General features: G+C 39.2%; 18 protein-coding genes and 1 other RNA gene. 3 read left to right on the top strand and 16 right to left on the bottom strand.

Translation table 11 applies throughout. The features are described 5' to 3' along the window. Window positions 1-29: 29 nt before the first annotated feature. The 5 genes from O4M77_RS03425 to O4M77_RS03405 all read right to left on the bottom strand — a co-directional run bounded on the left by O4M77_RS03425 (window position 30) and on the right by O4M77_RS03405 (window position 9,802). Complete coding sequence (locus O4M77_RS03425; protein WP_032068274.1) at window positions 30-1,673, bottom strand: PspC domain-containing protein; 1,644 nt, start codon at window positions 1,671-1,673, stop codon at window positions 30-32. Between the two features lie 199 nt (window positions 1,674-1,872). Then, window positions 1,873-2,571, bottom strand: a complete 699-nt coding sequence (locus O4M77_RS03420) for a SprT family zinc-dependent metalloprotease (RefSeq protein WP_323713832.1) — start codon at window positions 2,569-2,571, stop codon at window positions 1,873-1,875. Beyond that, on the bottom strand, window positions 2,571-5,870 hold the full coding sequence (locus O4M77_RS03415; protein WP_323713831.1) for an HsdR family type I site-specific deoxyribonuclease: 3,300 nt from the start codon (window positions 5,868-5,870) through the stop codon (window positions 2,571-2,573). Before O4M77_RS03415 ends, O4M77_RS03420 begins: the two co-directional genes overlap by 1 nt. A gap of 16 nt (window positions 5,871-5,886) precedes the next feature. After that, a complete protein-coding gene (locus O4M77_RS03410; protein WP_323713830.1) occupies window positions 5,887-7,101 on the bottom strand; it encodes a restriction endonuclease subunit S in 1,215 nt (404 codons plus the stop codon). After that, complete coding sequence (locus O4M77_RS03405; RefSeq protein WP_323713829.1) at window positions 7,094-9,802, bottom strand: type I restriction-modification system subunit M; 2,709 nt, start codon at window positions 9,800-9,802, stop codon at window positions 7,094-7,096. The genes O4M77_RS03410 and O4M77_RS03405 overlap by 8 nt, the downstream gene beginning before the upstream one ends. Window positions 9,803-9,997: 195 nt before the next feature. On the opposite strand from O4M77_RS03405, the gene O4M77_RS03400 reads away from it, so the two are divergent. Beyond that, window positions 9,998-10,402, top strand: coding sequence for a hypothetical protein (locus O4M77_RS03400; protein ID WP_323713828.1), 405 nt, complete (start codon window positions 9,998-10,000; stop codon window positions 10,400-10,402). A gap of 74 nt (window positions 10,403-10,476) precedes the next feature. On the opposite strand, the gene O4M77_RS03395 is transcribed toward O4M77_RS03400, so the two are convergent. The 8 genes from O4M77_RS03395 to ssrA all read right to left on the bottom strand — a co-directional run bounded on the left by O4M77_RS03395 (window position 10,477) and on the right by ssrA (window position 20,354). Continuing rightward, on the bottom strand, window positions 10,477-10,707 hold the full coding sequence (locus O4M77_RS03395; RefSeq protein ID WP_323713827.1) for a helix-turn-helix transcriptional regulator: 231 nt from the start codon (window positions 10,705-10,707) through the stop codon (window positions 10,477-10,479). An 84-nt stretch (window positions 10,708-10,791) separates the two neighbouring features. Further along, entirely contained in the window at window positions 10,792-11,682 is an 891-nt protein-coding gene (locus O4M77_RS03390) for a hydrolase or metal-binding protein (protein ID WP_323713826.1), read from the bottom strand. A gap of 87 nt (window positions 11,683-11,769) precedes the next feature. Then, window positions 11,770-12,834 carry a YqaJ viral recombinase family protein gene (locus O4M77_RS03385; RefSeq protein ID WP_416359241.1) on the bottom strand — a complete coding sequence of 355 codons (1,065 nt, stop codon included), beginning with the start codon at window positions 12,832-12,834 and terminating at the stop codon, window positions 11,770-11,772. Between the two features lie 137 nt (window positions 12,835-12,971). Then, window positions 12,972-14,003: a DUF932 domain-containing protein gene (locus tag O4M77_RS03380; protein ID WP_323713825.1), complete on the bottom strand. Its 1,032-nt coding sequence runs from the start codon at window positions 14,001-14,003 to the stop codon at window positions 12,972-12,974. A gap of 316 nt (window positions 14,004-14,319) precedes the next feature. Continuing rightward, on the bottom strand, window positions 14,320-15,291 hold the full coding sequence (locus O4M77_RS03375; RefSeq protein WP_323713824.1) for a YagK/YfjJ domain-containing protein: 972 nt from the start codon (window positions 15,289-15,291) through the stop codon (window positions 14,320-14,322). Between the two features lie 443 nt (window positions 15,292-15,734). Beyond that, the gene (locus O4M77_RS03370; RefSeq protein WP_323713823.1) at window positions 15,735-18,344 is read right to left on the bottom strand and encodes a hypothetical protein; all 2,610 of its coding nucleotides are present in this window, start codon (window positions 18,342-18,344) and stop codon (window positions 15,735-15,737) included. Window positions 18,345-18,671: 327 nt separating this feature from the next. After that, window positions 18,672-19,811, bottom strand: a complete 1,140-nt coding sequence (locus O4M77_RS03365) for a tyrosine-type recombinase/integrase (protein WP_323713822.1) — start codon at window positions 19,809-19,811, stop codon at window positions 18,672-18,674. A 183-nt stretch (window positions 19,812-19,994) separates the two neighbouring features. Continuing rightward, window positions 19,995-20,354, bottom strand: a transfer-messenger RNA (tmRNA) gene (gene ssrA / locus O4M77_RS03360). Between the two features lie 130 nt (window positions 20,355-20,484). On the opposite strand from ssrA, the gene glpK reads away from it, so the two are divergent. Further along, window positions 20,485-21,969, top strand: a complete 1,485-nt coding sequence (glpK, locus tag O4M77_RS03355) for a glycerol kinase GlpK (protein ID WP_284880527.1) — start codon at window positions 20,485-20,487, stop codon at window positions 21,967-21,969. A 50-nt stretch (window positions 21,970-22,019) separates the two neighbouring features. Here the strand turns inward: glpK and O4M77_RS03350 are convergent, their stop codons facing one another. The 3 genes from O4M77_RS03350 to O4M77_RS03340 form a co-directional block, all read right to left on the bottom strand. Next, a complete protein-coding gene (locus O4M77_RS03350; protein ID WP_284880526.1) occupies window positions 22,020-23,546 on the bottom strand; it encodes a DHA2 family efflux MFS transporter permease subunit in 1,527 nt (508 codons plus the stop codon). Window positions 23,547-23,552: 6 nt separating this feature from the next. Further along, window positions 23,553-24,698: an HlyD family efflux transporter periplasmic adaptor subunit gene (locus tag O4M77_RS03345; protein ID WP_179992940.1), complete on the bottom strand. Its 1,146-nt coding sequence runs from the start codon at window positions 24,696-24,698 to the stop codon at window positions 23,553-23,555. Between the two features lie 263 nt (window positions 24,699-24,961). Continuing rightward, entirely contained in the window at window positions 24,962-25,459 is a 498-nt protein-coding gene (locus tag O4M77_RS03340) for a thioesterase family protein (protein WP_034703122.1), read from the bottom strand. A gap of 105 nt (window positions 25,460-25,564) precedes the next feature. On the opposite strand from O4M77_RS03340, the gene hemB reads away from it, so the two are divergent. Continuing rightward, entirely contained in the window at window positions 25,565-26,578 is a 1,014-nt protein-coding gene (gene hemB / locus O4M77_RS03335) for a porphobilinogen synthase (RefSeq protein WP_261634960.1), read from the top strand. Window positions 26,579-26,590: the final 12 nt, after the last annotated feature.

The raw sequence follows: 26,590 nt of genomic DNA, 5'->3' as shown, positions 1-26,590 counted from the left end.
TGAATTTTTCATTTTTAAACACTCAATTATTAATTTCTTTTAGGCATGATCATATTAAGTACGATGTATGCAATTACACCTGGCCAAATAGACATAAACAAGCTAACTACAACAAACAAAATTCGTAGAAAACCAGCATTCCACCCCCAAAGTTCAGCTAAACCACCTAGCGCCCCACTAAATACAATATCTTTATCTGACTTATAGAATCCAGGCTCTCTATAAGTTGAAGGATATGTTGAGTTATCATTGGAATGACTTGAGCTTACATTTCTATTTATGGATTCTAAAAATCTATTCGCTTCATCAGCCTGTGAACTGATACTTTGATAATTATTTTCTAATCGTTCTTTAACTTCTGAATTTTTTTCAAAATTCCTAAGTTGTGCCATAACATCACGAACCGAAACAGCAACTCTATAAAAACTTTCTAAATTTTTATCTCGTTCTAATCGATCACTTGCTTCATTAAATTCATCAATTAAGAAATTCAAAATTTTGGTTACACAGTATGATGAGACTGTATAGTACATTTCGTTATGTACATCTACTTTTGCCAGTTCAATTTTAAAGACATTTAAAACTTTTCTAGCATCATCTATGGAATGCAAATCTCGCTTTATATACTCAGTAATAGTTGCATATATCTCTTCAAATTTATCGCTTTCTATTAAATCAACTAATTCTTCTTTATTTTTCTCAATATCTTGAGCCACCTGCCCATAGGATGGCAGTTCCTCTGCCCATATAATCAATTCATAAGCCAAATCACGGTTATCAATCTGATTATATGCATATAGTGAGCATCTTCTCACCTCATTGGCATATTCATTGATAATATTCTGTATTTTATAATTTTCCGAAAATTCATCTATTTCATAAATCAGATCTTCAACTTCTTTCAAACCATTATATTGATTTATAGAACTTGAATTTTCATCATCCCGTAACTGCTGACTTTTTTGGATCGCAGTCTCTATCTGATTAATACAAGGTGCAAATAATTTTGTCTCTACATAATCTTTTGTACTAGATGAAAACGCCCAAAACTCATTCAAAAGACCAATGCAATATTCACCATAAGGTTGTTCTTCTAAAATACCTACAAAGCTAATGATCTCATCACTAATTTTTTTATTAACTTGTTCTCTATCAATTTTTAAATTATTTTCCCCAAATACAAATCTTTGGACATCCTGAAAATGGTCATCGGTTAGATATCCTAAATCCTCTAATGCTGATTCGAAATTTTCAGTACTAAAATTGGAAATCTGACATCTAAATAATGAAATAACTGCTCGATTAAGCCGCCATGAAAATTTAGCATCATTTCCATTTTTATTAATTTGCTGATCCCATATTTCGAAAGCTTTTTGAACTTGATTATTTTCAATACACTCAATTGCTAATTCATCAACACTATCAACTTTTGCAAACCAGAAGAAAGCGTATACCAATTTGTCAGTATCATTTTCTATATCTTTTGCAGCTTGCTGAATTGTATCTACTGTTCTTGTAAGAGGAACTATTTCCACTAGATCAAGAGGATATTTTTTAATTTTTCCAAACTCAGCAAATGTTTCTAAATCTGCTACTCTTTTTGCTACTTCTCTTGATGAAGCATTTGCAGTGAGCCCTAAAATACGGTATGGATTATTAATTATGAAGTGCAAGTTACCCTCTACTAATATTTAATTTTTAGTAATTTAATCACATTTTTACATAAAAATAACAATTTATTAGTAGATAATTGCACTTTAAATTATTAAGAACAAGATCTTTGATGGTGCGGTGGTGGCAGTTTAACTCGAATTGCAATTTATTGTTTTTATAGACTTAGTATCCTGATAACTTACCCATAATAACCCAAAGCTAAAACGAGTAGTCAGTTTCAATTCCTATTTTATCCAACTTATTTTTTCGATCTTCATAATCAGGCAAAATCAAAGACACTAACTTCCAAAAAGCCTCATTATGCTCAGGTTCAATTAAATGCATTAACTCATGTACTAGAACATAATCAATTAATGATTTAGGCAATAACATAACTTTCCAATGGAAGTATAAGTCTTTATTTCTACTACAAGAGCCCCAACGATAACCTAAATCTCGAATATGAATATTCTCAGGTTGAACGCTAATTTGATTTTTAAAATCTTCAAGTCTTGCCTCCAACCATTTTTGGGCTTTTTTCTTGTACCATTTAACCAAATAACTTTGTGCTTCATCAATGTCCGTTGATGACATGACAAATCGTCCTTGTTTAAGTTGGACTGGATATTCAATGTTTTTAACTATCTTCAGGCGATAACTTCGACCTAAATATAAGAACCCTTCACCATTCACAAATTGTTTTTTCGGAATTGCTTTATGTCGCAACTCTTCTTTTTCTGCCAACTTGCTATACAACCAAAAAGACTTAGATTTGACGAATTCCTCTACCTCTCGTTCTGTCGCTTCAAGAGGGAGAGCAAGAGAGATTGATCCATCTCTCTCTACGGTTAAGCACATCGAATTTCTGATTCTGCTGTGTTTGACCTGAATATCAAATTCGCCAATCTTTTTCTGCATTACAATTTTAATAAAGCTTCATGGTTCGCCTGTGCAATATCCATGATTTTATTTGCAAGAGAAGTCGCCTTAGTAATCGGTACCAACTTAGATTTAAACAAATCCTGTACGATCCTAGACTTCAATGATTCTCGCGTAGCAGCTTTATGCGACTCCCAAAATGTCTCTGTTAATTCATCAGCAATCATATCAACTAACTCATGAACAACGCCACTGATCTGCGCCTGTTGCTCTTCAGTTAACTTAATTTCTTTAAAGACCTCATCCACAATTACATTATAAAATGGCTTGTATTCCTCAGACATTTCAGGCTGTTTTTCTTCTTCAAAATCAAAGGCCTGTTGTGTTAATTCCTGATCCATGATTTTTTGGAATGCTTTAATTTGCTCATCCCAATGCTCATGCATATTTTTTAGAATTTCTTCAACATACTCACTTAATTTTGCATATTTGACAGGATCTTTATCCATGTTTTGAGTTGCATGAGCTCGCACAGCATGTTGCATTGCAGACGCCTTCGCACGCTTACCTGCTTGCTTTTCAATTTGCTCTAGATAATCACTAAAGCCAGCATCCAATAATGTTATTGGTGGAATCTTTGGATCAACGCCCATCCCAATTACATGGTCATCAATTAATTGTCTTACCTTAGCGCCCACATCTTTACCAATTGGCGTACTGTTCATTTGGTATTGATTACGTGCTCGAGCATAGATATAAGCAAGCTGTTTTGCTCCTTTTACAAACTCTAAGCCCTCAGGTCTAGGTAAAACGATATCAAGTAAAGCTAACATTTTCTTTAGCTTCACCGTAAATTCAGCCCTCAGTTTTTCTGACTCTAACAAATGTACACATTCGTTTAAATCACTGTAGATATCTAAACCATGTGTCGTAAAACACTTCATTACACGCGCATAAGCATCTCTCAAACTTGGCAAGATATCTTTAATGCTTGTTAATGCTCCTTCGATATCCGTTTGGCTATATTGCGATAAAGCATCTTTTAGATGCTCAGCCACACCATAGTAGTCCACAACTAAACCTGCTTTTTTACCGAATCCAGTCCTGTTTACACGGGCTACGGCTTGAAGCAGTTCAGCCTCTTGAATCGAACGATCTAGGTATAGAACACCTTCAATTGGAGCATCAAAACCTGTCAAAAGCATTGATTTGACAATAATAAAACTCAGATGATGAACTTTTTCAGGATTTGAGTGGATCAACGGCTTTTTGAAATTTTCAATTCGTGTTTCCTGTGCCTTATGATCTGTCCATTCTTTCCATGTTGGATCATCATTATTATCAGCAGAAATAATCGCAGCGAAATCGATTTTCTGTAATAGATCTTTTTGTCGATAAGCTTGAATTAATGCTTGTTTCTTCAATGGTTTTTGCACTAACTCTTCGTCAGATATTTTCTTATCTGCTTCCGAGATTAAACTAGATTGTTTAAGTAGTTTTTCTTTGGCTTTATTTAATGCTTCAACATAACGAATCGCTGCCAAACGGCTATATACCACTACCTGTGCTTTCAGCCCATTTGCCATGATATGCGTCACGTAGTGACACAACATATCGTAAGCTTTATCTTCAATAAGCAACGGGGCTTCACTGATATCCCCTTTAGTTGCATATTTCTTTTTAATCTCTTCTAGCTCTTCTTTTGATTTCTCTGCAAAGAGATCTTCAAAAAGCTCATCCAAAGTTGCACCATCTTTTAATGCACCTTTTGCAGTACGACCTTCATAGAGGATAGGTACAATCGCACCATCCTCTTCAGCTTCTTTAATTGTATAGCGATCAATAAACTCACCAAAAATATCATGTGTGTATTTCTTTTTACCCATGATAATCGGCGTACCTGTAAAACCAATTCTGGCTGCATTGGGTAAAGCAGCCATGAGATTGGCATGCAAGTCACCAGCTTGAGTTCGATGCGCTTCATCAATCAAGATCAGAATATTTTCATTAGCATTTCTTACTCTAGAAGATTTCTTAGTCGTACTGGTCAATTGATCTAAAGCCATCTTTTCATCTGCTTTAATCGCTTTGAGATCTTGATCCTGATATTTTTGTATCATGGCAAAGACGATATCAGGCGTTGTGCTTTCAATCAGCTTATTCACTGATTTAGCATCTTTAGCTACATAAACTTTTTCACCAGTCAAAATAGAGGTGGCAGCTAATTGCTTTTGCAATTGCTTACGATCTGTAACCATCACAATTTTAAAGGTTTGCAAATGGTAATCAGAACGCATTTTGCGTACCAAGAAAACCATAGTTAAGGACTTACCTGAACCTTGTGTATGCCAGATGATCCCACCACGTTTATCATGTTCGCCATCAATCGCCCGTGTATCACCATTTTTTAATCTTTCTACGGCTTTGTTCACTGCTCTGTATTGTTGATAACGAGGTGCTATTTTGATTAATCGCCCATTTTCAGTTTGATTAATAACAAAGTGTCGAACGAGGTCGAGTAAATTTTTTGGCTCAAGAATCCCCTGAACTAAACGCTGCTGTTCACTTAGTTGTGAAACACCTAATTTCTCACAGATCGTTTCTTCTTTTTCTGGATAGGTTGTTTTCCAAGGCAAGTAATGCTCAGCCAAACCACCGATTGTAGAAACACGGGCTTCATCAAAGCTTGTTGCAATCAGTAATTGATTAGTAATAAATAGGTTTTCATTACCTTCTTTATCGTGTACTTCACCTGCTTCAAAGCGTTGATTGGTGTAACGTCTCAATTGATCAATCGCTTGAATGATAGGTTCTTGAACAGCAGGAGATTTGCACTCAATGACAACCAATGGCAGACCATTCACAAATAGAACAATATCAGGAATGATATAGCCCTTGCCCTTATCGTATCCTGGTGGGCAATCTACTCGGAATTGGCGAACAATCGTGAATTGGTTATTGTGAACATTTTCCCAATCAAAGAACTGAATGATTTGGCTACGCCCACCATTCCACCCTTCCAATCCATCAACTTCATGTCCCTTAAGCAGTAAGTCTTCCGTTACCTGTTTGTTGATTTCTAAAAGTTTATTTTTGGCATTTAGTTGTAGCGCTTTGATCGTGTCATCAATACGTTCTTTATCAAGCCACTCTTCGCCATCACGCAAATTAATTTCACGTAACTTTGTTCGCAAGATAGACTCAAGATAAACTTCTGTAAAGTTCTGACGTAACGTTACTTTTGAATCTTCTACACTGCCATTAATATAATGTGACCAGCCTAACCCTCTTAGCTGGTCAATCAATGGAAGCTCTACATCTAAATATTCTCTGCTCACTTATTCATTCCATAATTTAATTTTGAAGTAAATCTTGCAATAAGCCTTTTTTCATCTTTTGTAGCTTTTTAAGATTATTAATTTCTAATTTATATTTCGTATCAATACCATTATAGATTTCCACTATTTTCATTTGTTCATCAATTGGGATAATTGGTACAGATACGCTAGAAATAATTGACTTATTTATTACAGGCATCGTCCCCCCACCAGCCTTTGCAATAACTTGATTTACATAAAAATCTGATGCTAATAAAATGGCTAAAAAGTTTGGATTACAAAGCTGAATATTAGGTCTTAGTCGCATTAAGCGAGGATTAATTATTCCTTTCTTTAGAGGTGATGAAAGCCTTAGGACTTTCCCAATAGTACCAACTAAGCTGATTAAAATATCATTTTCTTTAACAGCGAAGTCAATCAAGTCATTGAATTTACTTTCTGAAATATAATAATCTCCGATATGTTGATTACCTGCAATGACTTGCTCCTGACCATAAATTTTAAAACCATCAGCTTTATAAAACTCTTTTTTCACACTTGAGCCAAAGGGTCCAGGTTTGATACCAGCATCAGAAACTAAATAAGCATTAATCTTTTGCGCATCCCACTCTTTTGGAATAAATCCTAATTCTGTCTCTTGATAAAGATCAGGTGCATCGTCATAACTTGGACGCAGATTTCCGTGTGAGTCTACACCACGAGTAAGCAAGTCGTTTGAAAGCCCTCGCTTCTTTTTATTCAATTTTGCAATTAGATCTTTTGTTAAATCTGTTTGAATTTCTATTTTGTTAAGCACAAATGAGATTTTTTTCTGTTTTTCAATAGAAAAATATGGGATCTCTATTTTTCTTAACTCGCTTTGATTCAATTTACTTCTAGTACCACCAGAAACAAATTTCACAATATTTTTATGTACAAGTGCCCAATATAAATAATCATTATCTAAAACTTCTGGTATGGCTTTGAGTACATGCGCGTGATTATTCACCCAACTTTTACCACTGACTCTATAAGCAATAGGTTTCGTATGATAATTATCAAAATCTCCACCATCTTCTGCTAGGAGTACAAGATTCTCATCAAATAAAAAATCATCAATCCACCCTTGCTGACCATTAGCTCCATAATAAGGAATGTTTCCAGATCTTAAATATCTCTCATCAGAATTAATTGGTTTTCTAAGATTATCAAGTATCTGAACACAATTTTCTAAAGCAATTGTTTTAGACATAACCAAGCTCCTTTAAGAAACCTGATAATTCAGATGCGACTTTCTCTCGCTCTTGCTCAATTTCATTCAAAGTAACTTTGTATTTATCCCACCACGTTTCAAAACATTGCACCACAGCCTGACGTTGAATATTGATATAACGATTTAAAATCTGAGTCATATCGTTATGCAAAATATTCAAAACTAAAGTTGCTGCCTGCTCGCTATCTAAACCATCTACTGCTTGATTTAAGTGCTCAACAAATTGCGCTTCTTTTTCAGACACCGCTTGTTTTGCTTCTTTTAAATCAGCCTCTACAGCAGCATAAGCTTCCAAAGCTTCATAAACTGGCTGAAGCTCATTTTCAATCACTTGAATTTGACGATGCAATTTACTGGTCTGACTATCAATCCCTTGAGTTTGTGCATCAATGCTTGCGATCATATCCTGATTTAGAAATGCATCTTTTTGCAGTTTTTTCAGTTGTGCGCTTAAAGCTTTACGCTCTTTTTCAAGTGCTTTCACAGACTGCTTGAGTGGCTTAATTTGAGCCTCTTTTGTTTTCTTCTGCTCTTTCAAGTCTTTAATAGAAACTTGATCCGACTCACTTTCTTCCTCATCTGATTCCGTGCCCTCTAAAGCAGCTAACTGACCTTCAAGCTCAGTTTTTTTCGCATTCAACTGCTCTAAGTCATCAACGAAATCCCCCATTAGGAATTTTACCAATTTATGTTCAAGTGGACTTTCTTTACGAGTCTTGTCCTCAAGTGCAGTCACGATCCCCGTACGCCAAGCATCTACTACACCACTTGAGCCTCGTGCCATTAAGGTTAAGAAATCATATTTTGCTTGATACCAAAAACCTGCAATCATCCCTTTCACTTGGAAGTTATCGAGCATCCCGACTTGATTCAATGTTTGACTAAAACTTTCAAGTAATTGCTGACGGACACTTACAAAGCTTTTTTCACCAACCAAAGTTGTGATTGAGCTTGCATTTTCTGACCACCACTTTTCAAATGAGGCTTTAACTTCTGCTTCTCTCGCCACGACCGAAGCTTGCTGTGAGATTAAAGACTTAAACTCAGCCTTTGATTGCATCGCAGGTAAAAAGTCATAATACTTTTCATCACGTTCAACAAACAAAGTTGAAGCATCTAGACCATGCGCTTGGAATAAAGGCGCTTTATTTGAGACTTCACGCTTAGGAATACCACCAACTAAATGGGCCCGAACATCCTGAGGTTCTGGTTCAGGCGTATTATCTACATAGCGACGAATATTAAGGTTGTAATCGTTATCTACAATCTCTTGATAATCGACAATTTTAGAGAAATTATCTAGTTCTGAGTAATTCTCATAGGTTGAAGCGATTTTTTCGATATGTTCAGGCAAGAGATAGTTTTGAGCACGACCTTCGAAATATTCACGATCCGCATTAATAAATAATACTTTGCCTTGTCGATTTTGCGGTTTTCCACTAATACGCTCAGATGCATCGTTTTTACGCTGACGTAAAATTAAGATACATGCTGGAATACCAGTGCCATAGAACAGGTTTGGTGCAATACCGATAACTGCTTCTAATAAATCATCATCAATAATGCCCTGACGAATAGTTTTTTCTTCACCACTACGGAATAACACACCGTGAGGTAACACTGTCGCAACGAGACCTTCATCTGCACAGACTGCTAACATGTGTTGCACAAACATCAAATCTGCTTTTTTAGAACCTAACTTCACCTCACCATAAGGGAAGCGAATATCTGAAAAATCAGGCTTCCAAGCAATTTCTCCTTTTTCATTTTTATCTTTACTCCCCCATGGGATCGAAAATGGAGGGTTAGTCAAAATACGGTCGAAACGACGTAATTCACCATTTTTTAAATGGCGAGGATGTTCAAGCGTGTCATCATTTTGCAAATCCGCTGAACTAATACCATGTAACAGCATATTCATTTTAGCAATCGACCAAACTGTCCCATTGGCTTCTTGCCCATAGAGATTAGCTTTACGACCATCCTGACCATGCTCATCCATATATTCTTTTGCATGAATCAGCATACCGCCAGAACCGCAACATGGATCATAAACATGATGATGCTGTTGAGGACGCATCATGCGTACCATTAATCGAACAACTGATCGAGGTGTATAGAATTCACCGCCCTTTTTACCTGCAGAATCTGCAAACTCACCGATCAGATATTCGTATGCTGCTCCAAGTAAATCAGGGAATTCAAAGTCCTCATTTCTTAAGCGATACGTCGCAAAATGCGAAATAAGCTGTCGTAAATTGATGTCCTTAATTCGGCTTTTACCAATTTTTCTATTGAAGTCGATATGCTCTAAAACATCTTCTAGACTGACATTATTCACCTCAAGACCACCAAGGGCTTTATTCAGGTAATCGCCAACGTTGTTATGCGCATGTTTTACAAGAAAATCGTAGCGTGATTCTTCAGGAACCCAAAAAGAGCCCTCCTCTTTATAGAAGTCCTTAAGCTTAGCTGCTTCCTGAGCCTCTTCCTCAGAATGACCTGCCTCAACGAACTCTCTGATCAAACGCTCTCTATTTTCCTCAAAAACATCTGAACAGCGTTTAATAAATAACATACCAAAAATATATTCTTTAAATTCAGATGCATCCATCTTTCCACGCAAGATGTCTGCTGCTTTAAAAAGATGATTTTCTAATTGGCTTAACGTTAGTGGCATTTTTTACCTACAATTAAAATTTTGACCCGCTTAAACTCTAAAAAACAGGTCAATAAAATTCAAAAATTGATCCATTGTAATGGATAGTTTTCAGTTTTAAACATCGATTTTAGAATTATTTTACCGCCTAAAATTAAGTTAAAATTCGCTAAATATTTTGACAATTACGTTGCTACGATTATGAGAAAACATTAGTTGGCTTATCATAAGGTTGATGTTACTGAAAAGGGCTCAATCTATTACCACGAGCTGCCTTTCCCTATGGTTTACTCCAAGAAAAACAACCTTTTAAAAACTGACGATATCGTTTGGATGACTCAGGGAGTATTTACTGGTAAACCACCTGTTAATTTTTCTTTAGTGGATTGTTTCATCGTTCGCGATCGGATCACACTCCCTTCATTTTTATCAGATGAATTTGTGTGTGCATACGATGCAAAACGTTCAATTCTTCACTCTCCGATAGAAATGAATAAAACTGACCCTAATTGGATCGTCTTACATCAAGGCTTTTTAACTAAACAAGGTAATCTACAAGAGCTAAAGTCCTCACTCTATACCAATGCTTTAAAAGAGATCAGCGGAATTTACAAGTTTTAGGTCTTTAACTTAAGTCAGCTTTGGTAAGCTAAATCTACTGGGAACAAAAAAATAAGGGAGCATTGGCTCCCTTACTATTCACGGCTCGCCAACTTATTTTCAATCCATTGATGGATCTCATAAGCTGACCAACCGATACGGTTTTGGGTGATTTTGACTTTCTTCGGAAATGTAGGATCGTAGTAGGGCGAGTTCTCATCCATCATTTCATAGATGGTTGAACGTCCAACCCCTACAAACTCTACAACCTGTTTGATATTGATGAGTTGATTCATTTGAAAAGTTTGACCAACAAACGCATTCATGATGCTGACTCCAAATCATTGATGCGAGCGGTTATTCGCTCAAATGATACGCAGCTCTGTAAAAATTTAATCTCCTAAAAATCGTTAATTTAGAGCTTGTACAGAACGCTTTAACTCATTCTGTAAATTTAAGCTTGTTGTTTCTTTTTGGTCAGCTTGATGAGCACTCTCTTCAGATTGATAGAACTCTTCAACAACCTCCACTCCTTCGCCTAGATCAAATTCAAATCTAGCATTCGCAAATCCCTTTCGTGCCATTTGATCAAGTGCCTCTTGATTGAACCCAGCCTGCTTACTTTGTTGATCAATATCACGTGCTGTTTGAATCGCGGACTGCAAATCAACACCCTCTCTTAATGTTAAGTCTACATAGTACACAGGCTGACGATAACTTTGGGTCGTGCTCTTTCCTCGCAAGGTAAGTTGCAACGGTAAGCATGACAACAAACCATTTGATGCTGCATGGTAATAGCTCAATCGAGCTGCCAAAGTCCGTATGCTATTAAAACCCGTCGTCCTAAAAACGAATGTGCCAAATTCATCTGACTCGTCTAGGTTCACATGCAAACGTCCATAGGGCTTGCAGTGCCCTCCCTGAGCTAATGGACACAAATCAGGTGAAGGACACGGGTGCTGTTCAACGCCTTGATTAGTCAAACGCTGACATGTTTCTCCATCTCCTACACAAACAGGTCGTCCTGTCTGTCGATCAAACAAGGTGTACTCTGCCCGTAAATTCAGATCAGGATCATTAAAGATCATGCGGACAGGGATAGAACGGAGTTTCTGATTCGGAGCATTAGCCCGAAGCTGTTCATCTAAGGGATGTTTGACCCATCCTTCTTTGTTTTGAATCTGTGAGGTAATAGTGAATTGGTCATCTTTTTCAGGTAGACGCTTACCATTCTTTTCTACCACTCGGCCAATACTGATACGGCCAAGTGCAGGCGGTGTAATTGCTAAACCTTTAATCATGTTAAATCTCCTTATGGAACAGATATAAAAAAAGCCCTTTGCTCTAAGAACAAAAGGCTTTTGTAGAATTACTTGGATTAAAAATAGCTAGTCTGTATAGATGTTAAATCTTCGACCGCCTGTCTTATGCAGTGGATAAAGCTGAATTAAATCAGGCTGATGCTCTAACAAAGCTTTAGCATTTAAACTAACGGTATCCTTGGTTTTCTTCCACACCACTGACCCACGCGCAAAAACCGCACGCTCTTTGTCTTTCATCATCATTTGAATCTGATGTTTCAGCTGGTCAAAACGCTCTTGTTGATGCTGTATCTCCTCTTTCATTTTCACCAATTTGTCGAACATCAAATTGGCACTTTCATTTTGTGATAAATCTTCCACAGTGAGTGGCACATGTGCAGGATAAAGTTGTTGAATCGCTTTCGCTGCTGAGTCACTTGCATCAACAGAAGGTGGAGTGTTTGATTCCACACAATCCCAAAAGTAACGTTCAGCATTCACGATATGTTCAATAACTGATTCAGAACGAGTGACTTTAAAAATTTTAGTTTCATGTCCATATAGCAATACACAAACATGGGCTGCTTGCTTACCTGTCACCGCTAACTGATGTTGAACTTGACACAATACATAAAGTGGCACGCCATCACGCCATAGCTTGGCTCCATGCTCACCCGCTGTTTTACATTCAAGAATCTGAACTTCATCACTGCTGACAACAGCGTAGTCCAAGTTTGCCAACATGAAATGCTTATCAGGATCTGGGTGCTGTAACACTGCATTGACTCGACGTACCTTGTTATTGGTGTGCATGCTGTAATACTCAGCAACCAAAGGTTCAAGCTGTTTGCCCCAATATAAAGGTGCAAGACCAGTGCTCTCATCCTCAAGGTTCTGCTGTGTACGACCTGTTTTAATCATCCACAGCTCTAACATCGACATATACGGATTTAAGCCACATGCAGTTGCAGCATCACTGCTGCCAATACCCTGCTTACGAACTTCTAGCCATTCCTTATAGTCCATATTTTTAGTATTTGCTAAACGCTTCGCTGTACGACTTTGTTTAGTGTTTGAATGCATTGTCTGATGTTTTGTAGCTAATGGCATTGGTCCCATTAGTGGTTGATGAATAGGTGCAATTTGGTTCACTGGGTTCTCCTTATTCCGATCTTTATGAAAACGGCATAAAAAAACCATCTCTAGCTTTCACTAGAAATGGTTTTCTATGCCGTCATCATGGGTAGCTTTATATCTAAGATAGTGTTGGTTTATGTTCAGTACATCAATTAAGCAATCATGGCCAAAGCTTGTTCTAATCCACGCTGTTTCAATCCTGCTCCTGCGCCAAACCATGCTGAATCCAATCGATGATCTGTACTCATTGCACGACGTTCATGATCAGCGAACTCAGTAATAGCGCATAGCAAACCATATGCGGTGTCTTTCGCTGAAGAAAGTTCTGCACCACGTCCTTGCCCATTGAACATGTTCATCGCTTTTGTCATCGCACGACCATTTGGTTCCGACTTGGTAGTGTTAGCCTGATTAGCAACGTCACGGTAGAACTGAATGATTCCCTCCTCCTGTTCAGGAATGCTTAAGGTTGTATTATTAAATACAGCATCAAAGTAGGCTGCTGCCTCCTGTTGGCTGACCTTACGTTGTGTGAGCTGTTTCATTTCATACATGTGGTCATCCCATTGACGTACAGAAATTCCCAATTGCTGTTTCACTTTCTCCGCATCAAACTTGGTGCTGTGTGGAACTTTCACAACGCCTGCACTCGCATTCGATCCCTTTAATGCAATTGCTAAGGTGTTATTACATACGACACGAATGGAGGTAAATTGAGCTGTAGTTGCAAGGGTCCCATCACACGCAGTAGCAAGAAGGATATACCCATTACTGACATCCTTTCCTTTTAGCATTCCACTTTGCCCAGTTCGAGCCAAAGCCCAAAACTTCTTACCACCTTTTAAAACACCCGCAGTTTCCAACTCAAAGCCTGATTGTTCAGTGAGATCACGGTAGAACTCTAAAATCTCCATAGGCTGTACTTCCTGATAACGCTGACTGACCACTGATAGAGGGGCCAACGTATCTGAACGGTACAGTACACGCTGTTCTTCAAACGGCATAATAATGCTCTGACCACGTTCATTCTTTGCCATATAGCTGACGTCTGAAGATTCAATACGCCAATCCATTCCTGCTTGCTTCGCCCATACTTCAATTGGCTGATTTTGAGTAAGCTGATTGCCTAAACCATGCCATGGGGTTTCACCAACATATGCCATTTGTTCAATTTGATGTGCCATGATAATTGTCCTTAATAAACAAAAAAGACTGCTCAATCTCACTCCCTTTATCATAGGAATGAAATCGAGCAGTCTTCTATTTGATTGATGTAATTAGAACGGACTCATCGCTTGATAAATCCAATTCCTGATTGATTCATATTAGTGTTATATAACTGAAATATATTTCAATCAGTCCTAAGAAATTTAGATTCCATGACACTAGCTACATAGCTATCACCTAGCAGTAGTTGCATGATGCATTTACACACTAACTTTCTAGTTTTATGCAAGACAGCTTTTTTAAGTAATAATGTATAAATCAAAAGTGCTGTGTTTAGCCTTTTTTGATCCCTCGTCTGCTGTCTATTTCAAATTGTCCATGACCAAAAGTTTGCATACCCTTAGTAGTCTTTACCCTCAACCTCTGGCTTTCTTTAGTTTCCTTTGTGAGATACAAGCCAACTTTGAGTAATTTCTCCAAATCGCCTTCTACCTCCCGTGACAGTGTGCCGATGCCTATCTCATTACCCTGCATTATCAATTGATTGATATACGCTTTATTATGCAGATTGTAATAAGTCCCTTGTTGGTTAGTCAGCTCAATCCACTTCTCACCAACTTGCTGTGCCAGATATGAACCTCTACGATGTTTATCCGCACTATAGATCAATAGCAAATGTACGTGATAACCGCCATTTTCTGTGCCTTGCTCCATTGCCCAAGCATAACCATGTAGATTTTCAAAACAGGTATCTTGATTTGATATGCGATTTCGCATCTTCTCAAAATGCTGATAAAACTGTTTAATATTGATGTCTGTCTGAGCTTCTTTTGTATACTTCAAGTCCACCCGTACCACTAGTATCCGCGAATAATGCTTAAAAAGTTTCGTGAGATATTCTGCAAGACTTTTTGCATTATCAACTTCCTGTAACTGAAACTGCTGAATATCTGTATAGATACTGCTCTTACAAAGCTGAGCCTGTTGCAGTAGTTCCTGTAATTGTTCAGGTGTCAGTGAAAGTACAAAGTCATAGTTACCCGCTATTTGATAATCTGATCCTATAGGGGGAAAAGGACTATAGCGCATCCCATCTAGTATTAATTTCAGCTTGATGAATGCTTGTAGGTAATCGCAGTAAAACAAATCTATATCATAGATAAGATCAAATTGCTCCAAGAGGTATTTGAAGTACATCAATTGTTCGCAATAAAGTCCAGAACTAATAATTTCTTGTGTGAATTTTTCAATATCCAATAGAATTTGGCTTTCTGAAAGTGGTTGATTTGGTATTTGAGATGTCATTGTGTGAATTTCCTTTGTTTGGTTCATCTCATCAGTCACTTATGTATTTTTTTATTTTGAAAGCTATCTTTTATCTTGTTGTAAGAATATCGGTCAGCTATTGAACTCACTTACTCTTATGAGTTTGGAATGAAAGCCAGAATAAATATATGATTAATCCAATTAGATGTAGATCATGCGTGTCCACTGTCATTAGTTAATGCAGTTGAAATTGTATAATTTATTAAAATTAAGATATCGCTAGATTGATGTTTAGGACTCTTTCAGTAAACTATTGGTAATCCTATAATTTATTTATAATATAAATTACCGAATAAGAAATGCCTGAAAAGTGCTTCAATAGTCCTATGTAGACATGGGTATTTTTTTAAACACCCCCATATTACGGGCTATATGGAGGTGGTTGAGTCAAGCTAAAGTTAGGCCACTGATTCGTCGATCGTTCAGCTTGGTTGTGTTATATGTGCTTCCATTTCCAATGGCTTTTTTTTAATAGTGGATTTTAAAGCTCTCTTGCTGACAGACTCTTTTTTAACAAACAAGTTTGTTAGAGATTGACTCATGCTGAGTTTGTATGTTTGGTTAGATGAAACATCCTGTAAAAAAATAGCCTGCGAAATAAAAAATGGAATAAGATCAGAAATCACTAATTTATCATTAGCCATCTTGCTATTTTTAATAAATAGATATTTCACTCCCAATTGTTCATGTTTTGGAATCAAGCTAATACTATGTGCTAAATCTTCAAGCTGACCAAAATTCACTTGGCCTCCTGACTTTTTCATTTCAGCTTCTACAGTTTTTGTCCATAGTTCCACAACATGCTCACTCAGCTTATTTTGATTTTCCGCTAATTCAGCACTATCAAAAATCAATACAACATCCAAAGAAACACTTTGAGGTTTCTCACATTCCAATAGAATATGTTGAACATCCTTAAAGTGACGTTCTTTACCTGATAACCTCGTTTTAAATTTATTAAAAAGTGACATTAATCCTGCTTTTACATTGGAGTCACTTGGCAGATTAAATTGCCAACGCATAAGAATGCGTTCTTTATCAAAAGCCTTTTGCCATAACTTTGCATTTGCATACTTTAGATATGTTAAAGGTTGTTTCATTTTCTTTTGATACTCTGCGACCAATACTCGCGCCTTTTTCATCAATTCATTAAGCTTTTGAACTTGCTGGTGATGCATCTTCAATTGTGAAAAATCGGACTGATATTCTTCATTAGCACGAGATTCAAACATCGTAGTAACTAAAATCCAATAACCTGATTGAATACTCAGCTCATTTAACTTATTTTCAATATCTTGTGTATGAAAGTCATAAAGTAAAGAAAGATACTGCCCCCCAACAACAGTCATTCCTTCAGGATTACATTGGAGTTTTGATACTACTGCAAAATAAGGATTTGAAGCACTTAGTAAATTATCAATAAAATGCTCAAACCTGATCAGAAAACCTAGAAGTTCTACATCAAGAATCTCATTTTTAAATAATATTTCAGCCCAACTGACACGTTGCTTATTTTTAATTTCAGTTTTCCATATGCCATTTTTCTCATCCAAGACGTAATCAATAAAGTCTTTCAAAATGAGGATTTTTGATGGGTTTATTAAATCTTCATCTTTAGGTGCACCAACATGAAGTTTTTCTATTTTGAAAATAGGTTTACTTTGAAATTTTGGTCTAGGTTTTGATTCAAGAATATCAGCCAAAGGTAAATTATTGGTAATATCAAATTTATCACTGTAGAAAGAAGTTTGGTTAACCTCAGTTCTTCTTTGATGTATTACAGTCTCTTGATTCGCTTGAGATTTTTTTCTTCCTAACTGATTTGAGTTTTCCATCTTCTGCTCATCCCTAGAACGACTATATTTTTCCTGTTTTTCAGGTGTTGCTAATTTAGTCTGAATTTTTTTTGGCTGGGTTGAGGATCGATAAACAAAGCTAACTATAGATGGATGTAAATCCTCATGATACTGCTGGAAATATAGATACTTACTAGAAATGAATAAGTATTTAATCCCCCAGTACTCTAATTTTTGCCTATCTTTATTACTGAAAGAATCATCTATTTCAAACTTTAATTCAGGTTGAAGCTTTCTTAATTGCTCATTCCAATTGATAATTTTAAAGATAATATCGTGCTGATAGTTTTGAAAAGTGCAGTGGATACTTTGCTCCATCTCATCCAAATCTTCTTTGGAATAACATAATTCATTTAAATCCCTATGATTCCGCCATTCGTTTATTTTTTTTGTGTAAAGTGGCTTCAACCACTCATTTAACAATACTTTATCAGACAATCTATGTTGCAATTTTTCATTAAATTCTGCTAGCCACGATGATTCAGTTAGAGTCAAAGATTGCAAAAACATGACTACATGGAATCGAAAGCCATATACCCCATCATCTTCAAACTTCACATAAAATCGCAAAGTATCCGACTGTTGTTTCAAAATATCATTCAGCGCATTTTCTAATAGAGGTTTTAACAAAAAAGCATTTTCTCGCCAATTTTCAATCGCATCCCCTTTGAACTGATCCGCTTTAATTTCAATATCAAATGCTAAAAAGTATGCACTCTCGGTATTTTTTAAAAATAGCTGTAGGTCTTCAAGTTGATATTTATATTCTAAATCTAAATCAAATCGCGCTTCATTTTTGGCTAATAATTTTAGCTGTTCTCGGACGGGGTACACTTCCTTTAACCAATGGGTCAGTCCATTGTCACCATATTTTTTTAGTACCAAATTTCGATATTCACGTAACCTCAAATCAGAGTATAGCTTCCTACAATCTTGTGAGTATTCTGTTATTCCAAAATTTCCAAGCACTTCATCTTTGACTATTAGCCTATCCAATTCTGCTTGAAAGGACGCAAAATCATTTTCAAAAGGAGATGTAGCTTCGACGGACAATTGGTAAAAATAACCTTCACAATTACGATACCATCGAATCAACTCTAAAGAATTCGAAACAGGTGAGCTGATATTAAAACAACCATCCTTATCAAAAATAGAATGTGAATAACGGAGTTCCATAATCTTAAATAAATCACTGCTCCGCACGAGGAACGAATTGCTCAAATAAGTAGTATTAGACACTCTAAAACACCATAAGTTATTGTTTTATTATTCTATAATGAATTATTTACTCTTTTTTTACTACAGCAAATTTAGATTTTTATCACAGCATTTTTTTACCAATACAACAGCAAATTTTATAACTTACAATAATCATTGCACTCAATTACAACACACTAGACAAGTATTTCCACCAACCAATATTTCTGTCAGACATAAAAAATCCCCCTTGAACCATATTGGTTCAAGGGGGATTTCTGTTGATTCAGTCTTGTATAGATAATCTCAGTATTCCATCCACTCCTTCACTTTTTCCCCATACCACTCCATGATCTTCACACGCTCCTCCCAATACTGTGCTCGGTTATATGCAGAGCGAATACGGTTCTGTGGTACATGTGCAAGCTGGCGTTCAATGGCATCAGGATTAAATAAATTTGACTCATTCAAGACGGTACTGAAAAGTGATCTAAAGCCATGTGTTGTCATACGACCTGCATAACCTGAGCGCTTAATTACAGCCAAAATTGATTCGCTACGCATGGGCTCTTTGTTATTCAAACGATGTGGAAACAATAAATCTTGATTATGTGTCAAACATAGTGCCTGAAGTTCATCGATCATCATATCTGTTAGAGGTACACGATGGGGTAATCCGTTCTTCATACGTTCCGCAGGGATATCCCATTTACGCTCTTCTAAATCAAACTCGTCCCAACGTGCTTGTAGTAACTCACTTACTCGAACGCCTGTAAGCATGATCAGAATAATCGCATGGTGCGTTTGCGCATCGGCAGGATAAGCTTTAATACGTCTAAGAAATTCAGGCATTTCACTTTCTGGTAGTGAAGCCAGATTCTTCACTTTTTTATTCTTAAGTGCATAAACCAAATCACTTGCAGGATTGTCATATCGATAGCCATGTGCAATGGCATACTTCATCACCATTCCACAACGGGATAATGTACGCTTAGCAATTTCCGTAGACCCTCTAGCCTCAATCTTTTTGATGACTTGCAAAATCTCTGGTGCTTGAATCTGATTAATCCGTTTATTGGCAAGCGTACTGTAGAGCTCATCTAAAGAAGCTCGTACATTACTAATATGCTTAGATGACCAAGTTTCTCTTTGATTCTCAAACCAATCCTCAGCCACCTCTTTAAAAAATGGTTTGATGTCTTCGTATAAGACTGACTTGGAATGTTTGTATTTAAGTTCAAGTGCAAGCTCTCGTGCTTTCTTTAAACTCATATCAGGATATGGACCAAGTGATTCTGACTTACGCTCACCATGAACGGTATAACGTACATTCCAGTATTTTTGTCCTGCTGGCGTCACGAGAAGTGACAGACCATTCTCATCCGAAAGACGATATAGTTTTTCTTTTGGTTGTGCTTTTTTACACTTTGCATCAGACAGTTTCATGTGTATTTACCCTTCATCAATCGTAAAATTATTGGGTAAATTTTCCCAATAATTACCCGCTGAAGGCAAAAATTGGGTCACACAGCTTAGGACAGGATCGGACGATACAACCAATAAAAAAGCCTTTAAACATTGAGTTTAAAGGCTTTTTTATATTCAGTCGAACATCTCTGAATGGAATTTTGGTGGAGATGGCGGGAGTTGAACCCGCGTCCGCCAACACTACGCTCGAGAATACTACATGCTTAGATATCGTCTATTGTTTTAACACCAAGAGACCCGACGAACAGGGTTCAAGGTGCGATCCTCTAGATTTGGTATAAAGCCCCGAGGCTTGACTCTATACGGACTTGTGTGCGTTCGCTTCAGTCGGGATCTCTAACCACAAGTATTCAGAGATGCGGACAAGCAGCCCTTAGGCTGCTAGAGCGTAAGTTTCGTCGTTTGCGACTATTTAAATGCAAATTTTATTTACGAGAGAAAATGCGCTCTCGGCATGCATCTATGAGTTTCATCATCGGCGTCGAAGCCAAGAACATCCCCAAAGTACAAGCTCATCATAGCATAACTGGCAAAAAATACGATGCATTTTCTACACAAATACACTTTTGAATGCGCCTGATTACATAATTGCGCTAATATTTCATAATTCAAGTCAGCATTTAAAAAAATTATGAGCTATTTATTGGCACTCGACCAGGGAACGACATCTAGCCGTGCAATCATCTTTAATGAACACGGACAGATTCAGGCAACAGCTCAACGCGAAACCCATATTCAGACCCCACACTCCGGTTGGGTCGAACAGGATGCACAGGAAATCTGGAGCTCGCAAATTGCAGTGGTACAACAGGCGCTTGCTACCGCCCGGATTCTGGCCAAAGATATTAAAGCGATTGGCCTGACCAATCAGCGTGAAACGACTGTGGTATGGGATTGTCGTAATGGGAAGCCTCTTGCACCAGCGATTATCTGGCAGGATCGTCGTGCAACAGACTGGTGTAATCAGCTGATACAGCAAGGCCAGATGGATCAGGTACAACAAAAAACCGGGCTACGGATTGATCCTTATTTCAGTGCTGGCAAGCTGGTCTGGTTATTGGAACATGTGGATGGCTTACGTGAACTTGCAGAACAAGGTCATGTCGCTTTTGGCACTATTGATAGCTGGCTGATCTGGAACTTGACCCAAGGGGCTGAGCATATCATCGAAGCCAGTAATGCGTCCCGTACCATGTTGATGAATCTGCATACTCAACGCTGGGATGAGGAACTACTAGACCTATTTAATATCCCTGCTTCAGTCCTGCCACGAATCATCAGTTCCGATTGTCATATTGCAGATACAGCACCGGGTTTGTTAGGAGCCACCATTCCCATTACCGGCATTCTGGGTGATCAGCAATCTGCCTTGTTTGGCCAGTCTTGTTTCGAACCCGGTATGGCAAAAAATACCTATGGCACTGGCTGTTTTATGCTATTTAATACCGGCCATGACATTCAGCTCAGCCAGAATAAATTGCTTTCTACCCTCGCCTGGCAGGCACAGGAACAGACCAGTTATGCCTTAGAAGGTAGTGTTTTTATGGCCGGTGCAGTGGTGCAATGGCTACGTGATGGGCTTGGCATCATTCAAAAAAGCAGTGATATAGAGAAGCTAGCCTGTAAAGTTAAAGATACCGACGGCGTGGTCTTAGTTCCTGCCTTTACCGGACTGGGTGCACCGCATTGGGATAGTGAAGCGCGTGCCCTGCTTTGTGGTATGTCACGAGGAACTAATAAGGCTCATATTGCCCGTGCTGCATTGGAATCGATTGCCTTTCAGGTCTCCGATGTACTGACTGCCATGCAATCTGATATTGCCCACCCTTTAAAAGAGTTACGGGTTGATGGCGGTGCGAGCTGTAATGATATGCTGATGCAGTTCCAGGCTGATCTGCTCAATGTGCCTGTTTTACGTCCGAAGATGCTGGAATCCACGGCTTGGGGAGCAGCAGCCATGGCAGGTCTAAAGTCCGGGGTATTTTCTAACCTAAATGAAATTTCTCAATCCTGGCAGCTAGACCGGGCCTTTGAACCGAAAATGCAGTCCGATGAACGTGAAGCACATTTAGTTAAATGGCAAAATGCCTTGAAACGAGCCAAATCTGATTTATAAGCCCATAAAAAAACCGCTAAATAGTTAGCGGTTTTTTATTTTGGAAAATTTTAATGTGATGGCATTCCACCCACACCCGCTTTCGGTCGTGGTGCCAACCAGACGATTAAAGCAGCAAATACAAAGACCATCGCCAGTATTAAAAACAGATGATTAGCAGACAGCGTTAATGCTTCTTTATCGACCAGACTGGAAATATAACCCAAGGCACTGTCCGAACTCATGCCCTGTGCCATTAAGGTATTCTGAGTTTCTTCAACATTCAGTTTACCTACCAGCTCACTGCGGGCCACTTTACTGTGATCATCCCAGATCGTGACTGCAATTGAAGCCCCGATCGCTCCAGCCATGGTCCGCAGAAAGTTCATCAAACCAGCGGCCGATGCCATTTCTTGTGGCTGTACTGAGGCCAACGCCATATTGGAGAGTGGAATGAAGAAGAACGGCACTGCAAAACCTTGCAGAATCTGTGGCCAGGCCAATGCCATGAAATCCGCATCCGTGGTCCAGAAAGCGCGCATCAAAGTAACCACGGCAAGCAAGGTCAAACCAAAACTGGCCAGAATGCGCTGATCATATTTGGTTGCCATCTTTGCCACGATCGGTGACATCAATAGGCTACCAAAACCCATGGTCGCGGTTAGATAACCGGCCCAAGTGGCCGTATAACCTAGATTAATCTGCACCCATTGCGGAATGAGAACAATACTGGAAAAGAAGGCACCGAAGGCAAAGGCCAATGACAGCACAGCAAAGGTAAACCCGCGATATCGGAAGATCCGGATATCTACGATCGGATGTCGCTCGGTCAGTTCCCAGATGGTAAAGATGATTAAACCAACTATGGCAAGCACCGCCAATGTGCTGATAAAGGAACTACTAAACCAGTCATGTTCATGACCGAGATCTAACATTAATTGCAGCGCACCAATCCAAAGAATCAGTAAGAACAAACCACCTTTATCAATCTTCAAGGCATTGGTTTCAGTTTCAGCTGGCTTTAATAGCTTCAATGCAGCCAGACCACAGAACAGACCCACCGGAATATTGATAAAGAAAATCCAATGCCAAGACAGATTATCACTGATGGTACCACCAAGAATTGGGCCTAGAATTGGACCAACAACAGTAGTCATCGCCCACATCCCCATCGCTTGGGATTGTTTTTCAGGTGGGAAAATTCGTAGCAACAAAGTCTGGCTCAGCGGCATGATTGGACCGCCAAATAGCCCCTGCCCGATCCGGCAAAACACCAGCATTTCCAGACTGGTCGAAATACCACAAAGAATCGAAAAAATAGTAAAGCCGAGTAAGCAGACACCAAACAGGCGTACGCTACCAAAACGACCCGCCAGCCAGCCTGTCAAAGGTACACAGATCGCTTCTGCAACTGCATAAGACGTAATGACCCAGGTGCCTTGCGAGCTGGACACTGCCAGACTACCGGTAATATGCGGCACCGAGACATTGGCAATGGTCATGTCCAGCACGACCATGAAATTGGCCAATGCCAGAACAAAGGCTGCCAGCATCAGCTTGCCGCCAGTCAGATTCCCATATGGAACATATTTATTCATTGGGAATTACTTCTTAAAGTGGATTTCAGCTTCCATCGACAGACCCACACGTAGCGGATGCTCAGCCAGCTCTTTCGGATCCAGCTGAATACGCACTGGCAAACGCTGTACCACTTTGATCCAGTTACCCGTTGCATTCTGAGCCGGAATCAGAGCAAAAGCTGAACCTGTACCGCCAGAGAAGCCAACCACAGTGCCGTGATATTTCACCGATTTACCATACAGATCAGACGTCAGTTCAGCTTTCTGCCCGACACGGACTTTTTCCAGCTGGCTTTCTTTGAAATTGGCATCAACATAGAGCTGATCTACTGGTACGACCATCATCAGCATTGTACCTGGCGCAACACGTTGACCCACCTGAATTGAACGGCGTGAAACCACCCCATCAAAAGGTGCTTTAATTACAGTACGTTCTAAGTCTAGCTCGGCCTGTTTCAGTTTGGCTTCAGCCACAAGTACATCAGGAGTCGAATTTTCATTCGCGCCTTGAATCAAGGCTTCATTCGCCGCTAAATTGCTTTGTGCGGCTTTCTGGCTGGATCTTGCTTGTGCCAGACCCGCTTCAGCAGAAGCTACGCCAGCTTTGGCCGTATCCAATGCAGATTGTGCTGTACTGAGTTCTTCTTTAGACACTGCACCGCTCGCACTGAGTTTTTCACGACGCGTATATTCATCTTGTGCTTTATGTAAGGCTGCCTGAGCCTGAGCCAGCTGGGCTTCGGCACTGCGAATTGCATCATCACTAACCCCAATCTGTGAGCTTAAAGCCCCGCTATTGGCCGCAGTCTGTTTGTACTGGCGCTTGGCTTTGGTCAGTTCTGCACGTGCCTGAGCCACTGCAATTTTGGCATCACGGTCATCGATTTTGGCCAGGATATCGCCCTGTTTGACCGCTTGGGTATCATGAACCAATACTTCAGCAACCTGGCCACTCACCATAGACGTGATAGAAGCCGTTTCAGCACCGACATAAGCATTTTCAGTACTGACTGAATTGTTCAGAAAGAATTTCCACACCAGAAACAGCACCAGTGCAATCACCATAAGGAGGGCAACAATACTCAGGGCTTTTTTACGTTTATTTTTTAAAGCTTGATCCGAAGTTGTATCTGATGCGTTTTCTGGCAGGGTGTCTTGTACATCTGTCATTGATTTTTTCCTAAATCCAACAGACTTGGTCACGCAGCCACACTGACCAGCACTGACATGAATGTATAGATTCATATCCCGTTTATTGATCAATGGGTAAAATGAGAAAGCCGTATTAATTTAATTTTCATGCATTCTAATAATAAAAATTAGAAAATATGCAAAAAAATATTACTCGGAAGTTTAAAAAACTAAGCCCCTATTCCAGGAATAAGGGCTTAGTTCGGGCCCGAAGTGAGCCAGGATTGAGGAGATAAACTTAATTAATAGGCATATGAAGCAATCGCTGTAGCAATTGGCTTGTCATCATCATTGACCATGGTCATACGCATGGTACAACCCTTACGCCCCAAACGTAAGGTTTCTGCACGGGCAATAAAATATTTGCCACGACCGGGCGCCAGATAATCCACGCGCATATCTACCGTCGCCAGACGTGATACCTTTTTAATCGTATCGGCAATAGTTTCCGGTTCAGCTTTCTTGTACAGCTCACCCATCGCCACAATTCCGCCAATACTGTCGAGTATGGTCGCTGCAAGACCACCATGCAGAATCTGAAATGCCACATTGCCAATCATGAAATCCTGCATTTCAACATATGCTTCGATCTGACCATCGACCACCCGCATGGTCATGCCATTATGCTTAAAAAAAGGAGAGGTATTAAAAGCGTGTACCAACTGGTTTAAGACCACTTCAATATCCACTTTTGCACCTAAATGTATATTACCTGTCCAATTTCTTTCTGTCTTAGTCATAAGTCTGCCCGAAGCTACAACAATAAAAAACCGCTAATTTATGCCCAAAAAATTCAGATAGGGTTACAATAGGGGCCTAGTTTAATACTGATTACTGAGATTTTTATGACCTATACGTTCAATCGTCCCGCGTTTCCTGCAACTCGCATGCGTCGTATTCGTAAAAATGAGCATTTACGTTCTATGGTACGTGAAACCCATCTCAGTGCTGATCACTTGATTTATCCAGTATTTGTGCTTTCGGGACAAAATCAGACCCAAGACATTCCAAGTATGCCAAATGTGCAGCGTTTGTCTGCTGACTTGTTGTTAAAAAAATCAGAACGTTTGCTCGAACTAGGTGTCAATAAGCTGGCGCTGTTCCCGGTTACACCCCAAGAAGATAAAAGCCTGACTGCAGAAGCCGCTTGGCATGAAGATGGCTTGGTACAGAAGACCGTTCGCCTGCTGAAAAAAGAATTACCGGAAATGGTACTGATCACTGATGGCGCGCTAGACCCTTATACCACGCATGGCCAGGATGGCATCATTGATGAAACCGGTTACGTGCTGAATGATGAAACGGTTGAAGCACTGATCAAGCAGACTTTAAGCCATGCCGAAGCCGGTGCTGATATTGTCGCGCCAAGTGACATGATGGATGGCCGCATCGGCGCAATTCGTCAGGCCTTTGAACAGAATGGCCATATCTATACCTCTATTATGGCTTATTCAGCCAAATATGCGTCTAGTTTCTACGGTCCATTCCGTGATGCGGTTGGTTCTGCCAGCAACCTGAAAGGCGGCAATAAATACAATTACCAAATGGATTTCGCTAACCGTGCCGAAGCATTGCATGAAATTGCACTGGATATCCAAGAAGGTGCAGATATGGTGATTGTTAAACCGGGAATGCCGTATCTGGATGTGGTTCGTGAAGTCAAAGATACCTTCGGTATACCCACCTTTATTTATCAGGTTAGTGGTGAATATGCCATGCTGGCTGCTGCAATTCAGAATGGCTGGTTATCTGATAGTGTAATTCTAGAGTCCCTGATGTGCTGCCGTCGTGCCGGCGCAGATGGTATCTGGACTTACTTCGCGGAAGAAGCGGCGCTCAAACTGAAAGACATGAAATAAAATAGAAGGACC

The organism is Acinetobacter sp. YWS30-1 (assembly GCF_033558715.1).
Classification (GTDB): domain Bacteria; phylum Pseudomonadota; class Gammaproteobacteria; order Pseudomonadales; family Moraxellaceae; genus Acinetobacter.
The sequence above is the reverse complement of the archived record's forward strand: the minus strand, read 5'-3'. Positions and strand labels throughout refer to the sequence as shown.

Excerpts from the sequence above, each read along its gene's own strand:
- O4M77_RS03405 (WP_323713829.1), bottom strand. The coding sequence starts at position 9,802 with ATGCCACTAACGTTAAGCCAATTAGAAAATCATCTTTTTAAAGCAGCA.
- O4M77_RS03420 (WP_323713832.1), bottom strand. The coding sequence starts at position 2,571 with ATGCAGAAAAAGATTGGCGAATTTGATATTCAGGTCAAACACAGCAGA.
- O4M77_RS03380 (WP_323713825.1), bottom strand. The coding sequence starts at position 14,003 with ATGGCACATCAAATTGAACAAATGGCATATGTTGGTGAAACCCCATGG.
- O4M77_RS03345 (WP_179992940.1), bottom strand. The coding sequence starts at position 24,698 with ATGACAGATGTACAAGACACCCTGCCAGAAAACGCATCAGATACAACT.
- O4M77_RS03340 (WP_034703122.1), bottom strand. The coding sequence starts at position 25,459 with ATGACTAAGACAGAAAGAAATTGGACAGGTAATATACATTTAGGTGCA.
- O4M77_RS03365 (WP_323713822.1), bottom strand. The coding sequence starts at position 19,811 with ATGAAACTGTCTGATGCAAAGTGTAAAAAAGCACAACCAAAAGAAAAA.
- O4M77_RS03370 (WP_323713823.1), bottom strand. The coding sequence starts at position 18,344 with ATGGAACTCCGTTATTCACATTCTATTTTTGATAAGGATGGTTGTTTT.
- O4M77_RS03395 (WP_323713827.1), bottom strand. The coding sequence starts at position 10,707 with ATGAATGCGTTTGTTGGTCAAACTTTTCAAATGAATCAACTCATCAAT.
- O4M77_RS03350 (WP_284880526.1), bottom strand. The coding sequence starts at position 23,546 with ATGAATAAATATGTTCCATATGGGAATCTGACTGGCGGCAAGCTGATG.
- O4M77_RS03375 (WP_323713824.1), bottom strand. The coding sequence starts at position 15,291 with ATGACATCTCAAATACCAAATCAACCACTTTCAGAAAGCCAAATTCTA.
- hemB (WP_261634960.1), top strand. The coding sequence starts at position 25,565 with ATGACCTATACGTTCAATCGTCCCGCGTTTCCTGCAACTCGCATGCGT.
- O4M77_RS03410 (WP_323713830.1), bottom strand. The coding sequence starts at position 7,101 with ATGTCTAAAACAATTGCTTTAGAAAATTGTGTTCAGATACTTGATAAT.
- O4M77_RS03390 (WP_323713826.1), bottom strand. The coding sequence starts at position 11,682 with ATGATTAAAGGTTTAGCAATTACACCGCCTGCACTTGGCCGTATCAGT.
- glpK (WP_284880527.1), top strand. The coding sequence starts at position 20,485 with ATGAGCTATTTATTGGCACTCGACCAGGGAACGACATCTAGCCGTGCA.